Below are 12,456 nucleotides of genomic sequence, written 5' to 3'. Positions count from 1 at the left end.
CGGTGGGTGCCGCGCTGTATCCGGCCCGGTGCCCGAGGACACGGACCCCGCGACGGCCATGTCATCAGGGCGGGACTCACGTCCCGGCCCACCGCCGCGGACCGACACGTGATTCCTGCTGCGGGCCCGGGCCCATACGACACCCTGTCGTATGGGCCCGGGCCATGTCGGAAGGTGACGGCTGAGTGGGCGTGCCTACGGGCGACCCGGTGTGGGGTCCGCGTGTGCCTCCGGCGCCGGGAGGGTCAGAGCAGGGCGATGGTGCCGGTGGCAGTGCGTGGGTCGTTCGCGACGGTGACCTTGTAGCCGCGCAGGAGTCCGTCGAGCGTGGCGCCGAGGTCGCCCAACGCTCCCTGGCTGTCACAGGTCGCGGTGGCCTTGTCACGAGAGATCGCGACGGCGGTGGCCGTGCAGAGCGTGACGTTCCCGTACGAGGTGAAGGTGACCTTTTCCCCGACGATCCCGGGGTTGAGGGTTGCCGAGAGGCCTATGACCTTGAGGGGTAGTTTCCGCAGCCGTGCCTGCTGGGTGGCGACCGTGCCGCCGGTGCCGTAGGCGCGGACGTTCTCGGGAAGGTCACAGACCACGACGTCGGGGTCCTCGTTGAACCACAAGTCCCCAGGGCATTTCGCGAGAGTAGGCCGGTAAGCCAGATCGCAGGTATAGAAATACTGCGGGTCGAGGTGATTCTGGTAGTAACCGCCGGCCATCTTGCAGATGGACGGGTCGGGAGCCGGGGCAACGGCCTTGCTTACAGCGCCAGCCGGGGGTGCGGCGGTGAGAGCCGCCGCGGTCAAGGCCAGACAGGCCGCAACAGTGATCATAGTTTTACGGGTAGTCACGAGTGTCGATTCTGAGTCAGAGCTGCGGGTAGCACAAGTGTCCTTTGTTCGGACACGGCCATAGCCGGGCAACTGTCTCCGGCAAGTGTTACCCGATCGCCTGTCAGCCGCTCCGCATCTCCTCGGGCCCGCGAAGATCGGGTACGAGTGGACGGTGTGACGCCTGCCTGCGCGAGCAGTTCGATGCCCGTCGCGACCACCGAGTTATTCACACTCCCGATCGTGCCCCGAGCAGGTGAGCTGGGTCATGGCCGAGGTCTCGGAGCACCGCAAGGTAGTGTCGCGGATCACGACTCATGCCGTCATCTGCTCGACGCCAACGGCCAGCAGAATCGTCGGCGTCGACGAGCAGCCCCGCATTGCCCTCCCTTGCCTCAGGGCCGCTCCGGGAACTTCATCGGAGGCGGGGAACGTACCCGTATCCGCCCATCATGAGACGAGTAAACACAATCCGGCGATCTGGCGCGCTGCTTACGCCGCCTCTGGTCCTTTGCGATGAACCAGCAGTAGAAGTCTGGCTGCCAGTATCCGCATTCGATGCGTCTTCAGCGGAAATCACGGGACGGCAGAGCGAGTTCGCGGATATCGAGCGGAACGATCTGATCAGCCACAACCGAGACTGCGCCCTGGCCAACCTGGACGATGCCGCGCACCATAACGGCAGGGTTCCGCAATGTCTGCCTAAACCGGTGAAAGAGCCCGGGGGAGACGAGGACGTTGGCCATGCCTGTCTCGTCCTCGAGGTTGAGGAACGTGATCCCGCCGGCTGTCGCGGGTCGTTGCCGGTGGGTGACCGCGCCGCCGACCCACACCCGTGTGCCGTCCTCGACCTTGGCGAGGTCCGCGGCGGTGATGGCGCCGCGCTGCTTCAGCAGATCGCGCAGGTACTGCACGGGGTGGGAGTCCGGGGAGACGCTGGTGGCCCACAGGTCCGCGGCGGTGACCTCGAACCGGGTCATACCCGGCAGGGCCGGCGCGTCCAGACCGGGGACGAGCCCGGGGAGGTGGTCAGGGCGGGTGGTCGCGGCAGTGCCGGCGGCCCAGAGGTCCTGGCGGCGGTCGCCGCCGAAGCTGCTGAACGCGCCGGCCGTGGCCAGGGCCTCGGCGGCGGAGCGCTTGAGCTGAAGACGCCCGGTGAGGTCACCGATGCTCGTGTAGGGCTCGTGGGCCTGGCGCTCGGCGACGATCTGTTCGGCGACGGCGTCGCCGAGGTGCCGGACCGCCGCGAGTCCGAGCCGCAGCGCGACGCCGCCGGTGCTGTCGGGGTCGGGTTCGAGGGTGGCGTGGGCGAGGCTGGCGTTGATGTCCGGTTCTCGTACGAGGACGCCGTGGCGGCGGGCGTCGGCGACCAAGGTCTGCGGGCTGTAGAACCCCATCGGCTGGGCGCGCAGCAGGCCGGCGCAGAACGCGGCCGGGTAGTAGAGCTTGAACCACGCCGACGCGTAGACCAGCAACGCGAAGGACATCGAGTGGGCTTCGGGGAAGCCGTAGCCGGAGAAGGCGTGGATCTGTTCGAAGATCCGCGTCGCCAGTTCGCGGTCGAGGCCGTTGGCGGCGCAGCCGTCGAAGAACCGCGCCATCAGGGCCTTCATCTTCGCGCTTGAGCGTTTCGCGCCCATGGCGCGGCGCAGCTGGTCGGCTTCGGCGCCGGTGAAGGAGGCGACGTCGACGGCCATCTGCATGACCTGCTCCTGAAACAGCGGCACCCCGAGCGTGCGGTCCAGGCTGCTGGCGAGCAGCGGGTGGGCGTGCTGCCATTCCTCCTCTCCGCGGCGGCGGCGGATGTAGGGGTGGACCGAACCGCCTTGGATGGGGCCGGGGCGGATGAGGGCGACTTCGACGACGAGGTCGTAGAATTTTCTCGGCCGCAGGCGCGGCAGCGTCGCCAGCTGTGCGCGGGACTCGACCTGGAACACGCCCACGGCGTCGGCTTCGCAGAGCATGTCGTAGACGGCCGGGTCGGCGAGGTCGAGCTTCCCGATGTCCACGATGGTGTCGTGGTGCTCCGCGACGAGGTCGATCATGTAGTGCAGCGCGGAGAGCATGCCGAGGCCGAGCAGGTCGAACTTGACCAGTCCGACGGTGGCGCAGTCGTCTTTGTCCCACTGCAAGATCGACCGGTCCGCCATGGTCGCCCACTCGACCGGGACGATCTCCGAGACCGGTTGCTTCGAGATCACCATGCCGCCGGAGTGGATGCCGAGGTGGCGGGGGAAGTCTTCGATCCGTCCGGCCAGGTCGAGCACGTCGGCGGGGATCTCCCCGGCCGTTTGCTGTTTCGTGGCGGCGACGCCGCCCCAGCGATCGACGAGCTTGCCGTAGGCGTCCTGCTGGCCCGGCGAATGCCCGAGCGCCTTCGCCGCGTCCCGCACCGCCGAGGGCGCCCGGTAGGTGATGACGTTGGCGACCTGCGCGGCATGGAACCGGCCGTGTTTCTCGTAGACGTACTGGATCGCTTCTTCACGCCGGTCGGACTCGATGTCGATGTCGATGTCCGGCGGCCCGTCCCGCTCCGGGGCCAGGAACCGCTCGAAGAGCAGGTTCCACTTCACCGGGTCGGCGTGGCAGATCCCGAGCGCGTAGCAGACCGCGGAGTTCGCGGCGGAGCCGCGGCCTTGGCAGAGGATGTTGGCTTCCTTGCAGAACCGGACGATGTCCCACACGACGAGGAAGTAGCCGGGGAAGTCGAGGGTCTTGATCACGTCCAGCTCGTGGTCCAGCTGCGCATATGCTTTCGGCGAGTCGGCGCGGGTGCCGTAGCGGGTGGCGGCGCCGGTCCAGGTGAGTTCGGTCAGGAAGGACATCTCGTCGTGGCCGGCCGGCACGTCGAACGGCGGCAGATCCGGTGCCACGAGCTGCAGGTCGAACGCCACCTCGACGCCGAGGACCGCGGCGCGGCCGACGGCGCCGGGGTAGCGGCGCTCGAACCGGCGCTGCTGTTCGATCCCCGAGCGCAGGAACGCCTGCCCCGAAGGTGGCCGCCACCCCTCCAGCTCCTCGGTCGACCGACGGGCCCGCACCGCGGCCACTGCGTCGGCGACTGGGGCGTCGGCGGGGGTGGCGTAGTGGACGTTGTTCGACACCACCGTCGGCAACCGCAGCTCGCGGGCCAGCTCGTCGAGCATGTCGTTGGCTGCGTCGTCGAGGGGCTGGCGGTGGTTGATCAGCTCGACGGCGACGTGGGAGTGTCCGAACCAGTCGACCAGCCGCTCCAGCTCGGCCCGCGCCGCGGCCGGCCCGTGCTGGGCGAGTGCTCGGCGGACGCGGCCTTTGCGGCAGCCGGTGAGGACGATGACGTGCCCGGCCAGCTCGTCGATGACCTCTTCGAGGTTGTAGACGGGGCGGCTTTTCTCGCCGCCGGCGATCTGGGCGTGGGAGATGACGCGGCAGAGTCGGTGGTAGCCCTCCTGCTGCCGGGCCAGCACCAGCAGGTGCGACCCGGCGGGATCGGGCTGGCCGGCCTGTGGGGCGGGCAGGTCGAGGGACAGTTCGGCGCCGAACCCGACTCGGACGCCGAGTTCGCGGGCGGCGTCGTTGAACCGGACCGCGCCGTACATGCCGTCGTGGTCGGTGAGCACGAGCGCGTCGAGTTCGAGCCGCGCGGCCTCCTCGACGAGGGTCTCGGGGTGGGAAGCGCCGTCGAGGAAGCTGAAGTTGGAGTGGACATGCAGCTCCGCGTACGGCGCCCGGAGGCGTTCGCCGCCGTCGTCGCGGCCGCGGCGGTCGCGTAGGTCCGGCGGGGCGCCGGTGTAGCCGTCGCGCTTGCGCGACCAGGCGGGGGAGTCGCTGCCGTCTCCGATGACGGGGGCACGGCCGGAGGCGACCCGTTCGACTTCGGACCAGGGCACGTTCGGGTTGTTGAACGCCACGACAAGCTCCCACACCACGCCAGATCGCTGTGGGAAGTCAGCGACAACAGTTCGAACACCAGAACGACAGCTGTCCCGATCGTGGGCCGTGAACGTCGTCCTGTCAACTCGTCGTGGTCACCGATAACGCCAGGTGAGACTAGTGACACGCGATCAAGACAGGCTCCGTGCGTAGAGCAGACGCTCATGGTTGAATGCGGTGCGGAGATAGGCCGAATGGCTGATCTTTAGGGCCTTGGTGTGAGCTGAAGGAGGAGGCCGAGTGGCGGCCACGGAGGACAAACCGGACTTGACGGATGCAACGACGTACGCCGCGAAGGGCAGCAAGCTGGGTGATCGCTGGCATGTCCTGTCCGACGGCGAGACCGTCCACTACCAACGAGCCGACGGCACGTTCGCTCCGCGCCTCGACAAGAACGACCGGGTGCTCACGATCGTCACGGCAGCAGACCTGCGCCGCGGCGTAGACAGCTGGGAGCAAGTCCCACGCGAGGAGTAGTTCCGCATGGAGTCGGCGGGCTCCAGGGTACTCGGCGAGCCGGTTGTGGAGTTCGGATCGGCGGGGGCTCGTGCGAGCGGACCGGCCGTGCCGATGCCGGACTCGGCCAGGTCGCCGTCGAGCGGCACCACGGGCGTGCGTGAACTCCTCTTGCCCGACCCGGCTCGAACAAGAATGTGTCGGCCGCTGAGTCCCCCCGGTTGCCGCATCGTGAGACTGTTGCTAAATGACCGCTCTGGGTGATTCCGCTATCGCCGCACAGCACATCACGATTCACAGTGCACGCGCGAGCACGGAGGACCTTGAGCTGCAGACCCGTGCACAGGCACCGGCTGGTCGGGGCGGTGCTGCCGCTGGCGAGACCAGCGGTGCGGAGACCAGGGACGGGCGCTGGTGGCAGTGGAGGACGCGCGGCGCAGAACGCGTGCTGCCGCTATCCGTGTCCGGGCTGGGCTGATGAGCTCGGCGCTTGCGCACTGTGGGTCCGCCGAGCAACACGATCAGCTAGCCCAGAGTGGTGGTTCCGCCGCAGACGGGCACGGCGCCAAGCTGAGGCCCATCGCGCAGACGCGGCGGCCGACCGCCGGTCCGCCGCCGAGGTCGACATCCCGACAAGTTTGTGGCACAAGATCCTGGCCGGCAAGGGTTATCTGGCTTGTCCCACGGCATTTCGTGGGTCTGCGCAGTGGTGACGATTAGGTCGGTCGATGTCGAGGAATGAAGTGACTCGCCCTTAGGTGCTGGCCCTGGGGTATCCAGCGCTGGTTGGCTCGGCCAGGATGTAGCAGGGCAGATCAAACCCGCACCCTGCGCCTCCGCACGGTCGGGTGAGCGGGCACGTGGCGCAACGGAAGCGAACACATGAACGCAGTCGCCGGACCGCGGGTCGAATTCATGCGGAACGCACGCAATGAGCCGAGGTCGTGGCGCTGCACCTTCAGGTGGCTATTGCTCACCCGGATGCTATTTCGTTCGGCAGCTCCAGCTCAGGAGGGCATGCTTATCTGGTGGATTCACTTGCCGGAGAAGACGAAGCAGGTCAGCGCCTAAAGCGCACGGCCTTACGTGACTTCTTGCCTGTCCCCGACGACGTGCGCGAAGCTCCTGGACCGGGCTACCAGTTCCGAGTGAGTCGGGACACGGTTCCGGTTCCGGTCTTGCTCAAGTACGCGCTGAAGCTCGTCGGATTGCCCGCGCACGGCCCAGGGGAGAAAGTCGCTTGGTGGATCGACTTCCTGTATCAGGACGAGCGGTGTGAGCTGGCGCATCAGAAGTTCGGTGTCCGGCTGATGCTGGCAACCGAGGCGCCGATCGACGAAGCGCACAGGAAGATGGAGCGGATCGTCAAGCAGCTGCGGTCTTCCCTGCGCGTGGTCGAGAAGCTAATCGTGGACGCCGCGCCCGAAATCCTGAGTGCCGGGAACGCAACCGTGGTGAACCAGCACTCGGCCCTGCGGCAGGCTTACGAGTACTTCCGGGAGCGGGCTTCCGAACCGATCTTCATCGAGGATGAGACCACCGTCACCGAGTACGAAGGTCGCGGCACGGGAGTCACGTTCTTCAGTGGTGCAAGGCGCATGCAGATGAACGCGTTCCACGACATGATCGCGGCGATCACGGCCTACCTCAGCCTCTTGGAACATGACCTTGTCCTGGCCTTGCCGTTCAGCGGATTCGACCCGGCGACGGACAACGTTACAGAGGTCATCGGATGGCGATGGGGCTTGAAGTTCGAGCGTCTGCTCGGCACCGACGGCGACGCCGGAAAGTACCGGCAGCGCCTGACCGAAGTCGTCGAGAGATGGCGTAACCCGTACTCGCACGGCGGATTCGAAAAAGGCCACGGCGCGACGATCTACCTGCACACGCCCGGCGTGAACGCCGCCGTCCCGGTAGGACTGACGAAGGTACGCAACAGCCCCCTGTTCTCCCTACTGCCGACGACCGAGACGGATATCGCCGACGTGTTCGAGCTCTTCAACGAGATCGACACGTGGTTGAAAAGCAAACTGCCCGAGGCGATGCAATGGATCGAGTCGGACCTCAACGTCCGCTTCGACGAAGCGTTCCGCTCCGAGGTCGATGCTGCACGAAGAAATAACCGGTTCGACCGCCTCATCGAGCGCACTGACTACCACCAGTCCAGGCTCGACAACATGGAGTTTTGATCATCGCCGGCTGAAGAGCGACGCCCCTTGGCCCCGCGGCCGCTCCTGCAGCCGTTGGCCGACGCAGATCCGCTGCTCGCCGCCGCACGCTGAATGCCTGTCGCGTGCGCGCGTATGGCGACCATCGCTGAGGTCTTAGTTCAAAGAGGGAACGGGGCGCAACGTCGCAACGCGTCGGGGCGTGGTGCCCGTAGCTTGCCGCCGACCGAGGTGGCGGCGGCAAGCTCACGGACCTGGAGGTCGTTAGGCTGACGTCTCCTGCGGGCTCGAGGTGCTTGCGGCAGCCGACCTGAGCATGCTGGGCGAGGTCACCAGTCGCGTCCAGTCGCCAAGTGCCCTGGCGAAGCCGTCGTCGTCGTTGGGTTCGAGGACCGCGACGATGTCGACTGTGTGATGGGTGCGGTGGACGTGCTTGATTGTCATGGGAGCCGTGGGGCGCTCGTCGTGGGAGCCGCCGTGTCCGGAGGGCACCATCACATAGAAGACGTCGTTGTCGGTTGACGATTTGCTGCGGGGTACGACGAGATGCGCGCACAGGTCGGGGTCCAGCTCGGCTGTTGCTCGGCCTCCGAACTTCTGGCACGCCGCCACCAGTTGCTCGATGCGAGCGAGCCGGTCGCGTGCAGCCCACCGGTCAACCAGGACGAGTTCGCTTCCCCACGCCCGCACCATCCATCCCGCAGCGCCTTCTGGCAGCGGGCCGAGCTGGCCGTTATGCAGTGCGCGGGTGACCTCGAGGGCCTGCCATGCGCGGGATGCGTCCGTAGCGGCGTCCTGCCGTATATGCAGTGTGCGGAGCATTTCAGCGCGGCCGGCGGCGTCGTTCTCCAGTTCGTCGGCGACGGTCAGGCGCTGAGCTCTGGTGAGTCGGCTCAGTACATCCGGTAGGTACAGCATGGTTTCGGCGACATCGAAGAAGCTCCACTGGTCGTGGTGGCGGTAGCCGTCTCCGGACAGGTTGATCCGCGGGATGGCGGCGTCAGGGCCTCGGAGATGGTCGATGAGTTCGGCGATGCCGGCTTCGATGACCGGGTAAGTGTCGAGCCACGGCGCGGCATCCCACGCCCCTTCGGACACGTGGGTGAGGTAGACAGCGAGGTCACGGGCGAGGTCGCCGTTGTCGACGGTCGTGACCTTCACGGTGTAGTCGTTGTCCACCCCGGCCCAGGTGGCGAGCACGGTGAAGCGGGTACCGGAGGCCAGAAGGCTGTAGCTGGTCAAGGGCGTCTCCTGAACGCGCAGACCACCGACGGCGCGCGACTCAGCGCGGCACCGTCAGTGAGCAGAAGGAAGAGGTCCGGGAGCCCCGCGGCACGACCGCCAAGCCAGTCCGTGGCCCACACTGTAGCTCAATCGAGGGCCTCGGGCGCAGGCCGAGTCCCGCGCTCCGTCACCGTCGGAGGTGATCCCCGGCTCGGCCTGCTTCGGCATCGACGTCGCCATTGCCGAGCCCGGACCGGTGAGCTCGGGTGTGCTGGACGACATCCTCGCGTACCGGCTGCCGGAGGACCCGTACGCGGCTCTCTTCGCCGGCGGCGGTGTCCCTGCGGCAATGATGATCACCCCCGAGCAGGCCGCCGCGACGCTCGCCGAGCTGGTCGAGCGGGCAGAGGTACCGCTGCGCCTCCCGGTCGGCCCAGTGGCGGCGCACGTGCTCGCAGCCCGTGACGCCGCGCCGTACGACAAGCCGTTCATCCCGGCTTGACCGGGCGAAACCCGGTCGTCGAGCCTGACATCGCTGCCGGCCTCGATCACCGGATTTGTCCCCTGTGAGTCCGCCACGGCGAATTCCCTGGTGGCGTCGTCCAGCTGCTCGGCAGTCGAGCCCTCGTGGTGACCACCGGAGCGGGCGAAGCGCGGCGCCGAGTTCGGCTCCGGGGTCAACCTGAAACGGGGCTACGTTGCCGTCGGCGAAATGACCTTGCTGACATCGGACTAGCTTTTGTACAGCTGGCTGCGCCTCTACAGATCGGAGTCAGGGCCTGGTGATGCGGTCGAACACGATGAGGTCCCAGCCAGCCGAGACGATGAGCTCCCCGTCAGACCCGAACGCCGCGGCGCCGGTCCCGCGAAAGTCGAAGACGGCGACCTCTTCGCCGGTGGCGAGCTCCCACGCTCGCGCGGTGTCGTCGCTGGCGGCGACGACACCGCTGTCTCTATGCGCGGCCGCCACCCTCGCGGGCGCCGCGTCACCGATCTTGTGCGAAAGCCGCTCGAGCGAGCTGAAATCCCTGAGCGACCGGCAGCGTGAACCGGCGGGCGCACCGGCACGCCCGCCGGTTCACCGGGTCAGGTGCAGATGAACCGCAGGTTGTCGACGTTGTTCTGCGCGCCCGCCGGGAGGTTTCCCCACGAGGTCTCGTTCGCCGTGAACCTCACCGTGGACCCGTCCTTGAGCTCCCAGGTCCCGCTCGTCATGTTGTTGATCGAACCGAGCCTGTTCCGCACACCCGACGGCAGCTCGATGGTGATTCCGCACGGGATGGTGCCGGATATGTCGACGAGGAACCCCGTCGGGTTGGGGCCGGTGGTGTCCCACCCGCAGAAGTGCCACTGCTGGCATGGGTAGCCGTCACGCGCCTGCGCGCTCGCGGAAGCCGTCCCGGCCCCCGCCAAGCAGAGCACGACACCGATCACGGCAGCTCTCGGCGCGCGGTTGAGCATCCTTGACATGGGAGGTCCTTCCCTCGGCAGTTGCTGCGACCCCTGATTCCTCGAGCCCCAGTCGACACCCAGGATGGGTGAAGCCTGCTTCAGAACGGCTTCACCGCAGTGTGGGAATACTGCTGAGCCCACCAGGGGACTCTGTGGGTGAACCGTTGTCCTGTGACCCCCGCGGTGGGACGGTGAAGGAGTGACGAGTACGCAAGGGGAAGCGTCGACCATTCACCCAGCCGAGTTCGATTGCCCGTGGCCCGGGCTTTTGCAGGACTGCGAAAGCGCCGTGCCGCCACTCGCCGTGGATGTGCTCGGGCCGCTCACCGTACGAGTCCGGGGGCGGACCGTCACACTGACCGCGGGGCGGCTTCGCGCCTTGCTCGCGGGACTGGCGATGTCCGCCGGCCGGACCGTGCCACTGCAGCGCCTGACGGAGATCGTGTGGGGCGACCACTTGCCCGTGGATCCTCGCCGCAGCCTGCAGACCTACGTGTCCCGGCTCCGCAGCGCGCTCGGTGCTCGCTTCATCGAGACGCACCCGGCGGGCCTGCGGCTGGACATCGCTCCCGACGACGTCGACGCGCTGCGGTTTCTGCGCCGGCTAGAGACCGCGGCCGCGGATACCGATAGGGAAGAGTCGCAGCTCGACGGCGCTTTGTCGTTGTGGCGCGGTGAGCCGTTCGAGGGCGTGAACTCCCGATGGCTGGGGCAGAGCGAGCGGCCGCGGTTGCTCGAGGCGTATCTGTGCGCCCGGGAACGGCGGATCGACCTCAGGATCCTCGAGGGCGCGCACGGGTCGCTGACGGCCGAGTTGGAGGTGCTGACCGCTCGCTACCCCCTTCGCGAGTCTCTGTGGGTGCGGCACCTCGTGGTGCTGGACCGCTGTGGCCGCCGGGCGGAGGCGGTGCGCCGGTACGAGGTGATCCGCCGGCGGCTCGTCGAGGAACTCGGAACCGATCCGAGCCCCGAACTGCAACGGGTGTACTCCGCTCTGCTCTGATCTGGCGTAGCCGGGTCCGCGAAGCGCGATGCTGCAGCCTCAGCCTGCACCAGCGCCTTTGCGGAGCGTCGTTCACCAGCGGCTGGTGAGGCATGATCACCGCGCCCGAGAAGACCTCGGGCTGGGTGGGTACCCCGTCCGGCTGGGGTCGGGCATCATGCGACGCCAGCCGGACGCCGCCGTCGGTGACGGCTGCGGGGTGAGTGCTGCCGGTACGTCGTCTTCGTACGTTAGGCGCGTCGAATCAGTGGGTCGAACTCGTCGAAGGTCGGGCTGGCCTGGAGTGCCGCGTCGTACTCGGCGAGGCGGTCGGCGTTGGGAAGTTCGGTGTTTTCGTTGTTCGCCGGATCGATGTCTTGGTTGGTTGGCGGCTCGTCAGCATGGCGCATTGCTGTCACGATCCAGGTGGCCGGATGGGTCGGAGGAGGCCATTCGTCGAGGTCGTCGGGCAGCCCGGCCGCGCAGGCGGCGCGGACGAATGTGCACAGCAACCGTGCCGCCCGCACCCGACGCTCGTAACCGAGCGGTTCGTGGGACTCGAGCACGGCTACCGTCACATCCTCGAACGCCTTGGCCAAGGTGTAGGGCGGCATCTGCTCATCTTCGCTTAAAGGAGCGGGTGTCGTCTGATAGCGACTCGCTATCGGGGAGAACTGTCCTGTTCTTGACCAAGGTGGGAAGAATGTGCCCGGTGATCGATAGCTGTATCGGCGGGAGGGCGTAGCCGGTCTGTTCACCGACGCTCGACCGAAGAGGCGGCACGTTGCTGGCGCTGTCACGAGGCTGAGACAGGTCTCCTTAAGCACGCCCCCCTGTCGTGCCTCGTGCTGCAGCCGAGGGAACACTCCGAGCTCCTGCTCGTCGAGCATCCGCTCGATGATGTGTCGGAGAGTGGGTAGGTGAACTGATGATGTTCCTGCATGCACTCCGGTCGGCGGGTTGAGCCCGCAGAACTCGAGAAGGCGCCCTTCGCGGAGGGGGCCGAAGGCTGGCTGATCCAGCCCTCGCCCGGCGTCTGACCTACGCCCGGCGCCCGCCGTAGAGCGCTGACAAGTGCTACGGCCACCAGTCCGGCGCCGATGATCGCCGACGCGACGACTACCAGGATCGTCGCGCTTGATAGGGCAGGAGGATCGCAGCTGCTCAGACCCGGCCGATACCCGCACCGTACGAGCCCGCCCCGCATCGACGACCGGATCTCCGGGGCAGGACTGAGTGCCTGCTCGGCTGACCACCACACCAGGCCCGAGCAGGCGAGCAGCGCGACGCCGAGCACGCCGAGTAGCAACTGGCTCCATCGACGCACCTGTCGCGGTCAGCGCTTCTAACCTTAAGTACCAGTCCTTGTCGCTCTGCGTAACCGGTGTGGTTGTGGTGGCGATGCTCGTGCTCGACGTCGAGTGACCGTATAACGATTTAC

The 12,456-nt window shown here is 67.3% G+C and carries 10 protein-coding genes; 4 read left to right on the top strand and 6 right to left on the bottom strand.

Annotation, left to right across the window (positions count from 1 at the left end; translation table 11 throughout):
• Positions 1-245: 245 nt before the first annotated feature.
• Both ACIOD2_RS46630 and ACIOD2_RS46625 read right to left on the bottom strand, forming a co-directional pair.
• Positions 246-824: a chitin binding peritrophin-A domain-containing protein gene (locus ACIOD2_RS46630; protein WP_400552121.1), complete on the bottom strand. Its 579-nt coding sequence runs from the start codon at positions 822-824 to the stop codon at positions 246-248.
• 563 nt (positions 825-1,387) lie between these two features.
• The gene (locus ACIOD2_RS46625) at positions 1,388-4,711 is read right to left on the bottom strand and encodes an error-prone DNA polymerase (RefSeq protein WP_400552448.1); all 3,324 of its coding nucleotides are present in this window, start codon (positions 4,709-4,711) and stop codon (positions 1,388-1,390) included.
• A 262-nt stretch (positions 4,712-4,973) separates the two neighbouring features.
• Here ACIOD2_RS46625 and ACIOD2_RS46620 point away from each other — a divergent pair, with 262 nt between their 5' ends.
• Positions 4,974-5,210, top strand: coding sequence for a hypothetical protein (locus ACIOD2_RS46620; protein WP_400552120.1), 237 nt, complete (start codon positions 4,974-4,976; stop codon positions 5,208-5,210).
• 923 nt (positions 5,211-6,133) lie between these two features.
• On the top strand, positions 6,134-7,378 hold the full coding sequence (locus ACIOD2_RS46615; RefSeq protein ID WP_400552119.1) for a hypothetical protein: 1,245 nt from the start codon (positions 6,134-6,136) through the stop codon (positions 7,376-7,378).
• A 243-nt stretch (positions 7,379-7,621) separates the two neighbouring features.
• Here the strand turns inward: ACIOD2_RS46615 and ACIOD2_RS46610 are convergent, their stop codons facing one another.
• Positions 7,622-8,599 carry a hypothetical protein gene (locus ACIOD2_RS46610; protein ID WP_400552118.1) on the bottom strand — a complete coding sequence of 326 codons (978 nt, stop codon included), beginning with the start codon at positions 8,597-8,599 and terminating at the stop codon, positions 7,622-7,624.
• A gap of 181 nt (positions 8,600-8,780) precedes the next feature.
• Here ACIOD2_RS46610 and ACIOD2_RS46605 point away from each other — a divergent pair, with 181 nt between their 5' ends.
• The gene (locus tag ACIOD2_RS46605; protein WP_400552117.1) at positions 8,781-9,083 is read left to right on the top strand and encodes a hypothetical protein; all 303 of its coding nucleotides are present in this window, start codon (positions 8,781-8,783) and stop codon (positions 9,081-9,083) included.
• A gap of 270 nt (positions 9,084-9,353) precedes the next feature.
• Here the strand turns inward: ACIOD2_RS46605 and ACIOD2_RS46600 are convergent, their stop codons facing one another.
• Together ACIOD2_RS46600 and ACIOD2_RS46595 are read right to left on the bottom strand one after the other, a co-directional pair.
• Positions 9,354-9,551: a hypothetical protein gene (locus ACIOD2_RS46600; RefSeq protein ID WP_400552116.1), complete on the bottom strand. Its 198-nt coding sequence runs from the start codon at positions 9,549-9,551 to the stop codon at positions 9,354-9,356.
• A 116-nt stretch (positions 9,552-9,667) separates the two neighbouring features.
• Positions 9,668-10,051 (bottom strand): hypothetical protein, encoded by a 384-nt coding sequence (locus tag ACIOD2_RS46595; protein WP_400552115.1) that lies wholly within the window; start codon positions 10,049-10,051, stop codon positions 9,668-9,670.
• Between the two features lie 181 nt (positions 10,052-10,232).
• Here ACIOD2_RS46595 and ACIOD2_RS46590 point away from each other — a divergent pair, with 181 nt between their 5' ends.
• Positions 10,233-11,036 (top strand): BTAD domain-containing putative transcriptional regulator, encoded by an 804-nt coding sequence (locus ACIOD2_RS46590; protein WP_400552114.1) that lies wholly within the window; start codon positions 10,233-10,235, stop codon positions 11,034-11,036.
• 230 nt (positions 11,037-11,266) lie between these two features.
• On the opposite strand, the gene ACIOD2_RS46585 is transcribed toward ACIOD2_RS46590, so the two are convergent.
• A complete protein-coding gene (locus tag ACIOD2_RS46585; protein ID WP_400552113.1) occupies positions 11,267-11,629 on the bottom strand; it encodes a hypothetical protein in 363 nt (120 codons plus the stop codon).
• Between the last annotated feature and the right edge of the window lie 827 nt (positions 11,630-12,456).

This window comes from Amycolatopsis sp. NPDC088138, from assembly GCF_044741685.1.
Lineage (GTDB): Bacteria > Actinomycetota > Actinomycetes > Mycobacteriales > Pseudonocardiaceae > Amycolatopsis.
Note: the sequence above shows the minus strand (reverse complement) of the source record. Positions and strands in the feature narration are given on the sequence as shown.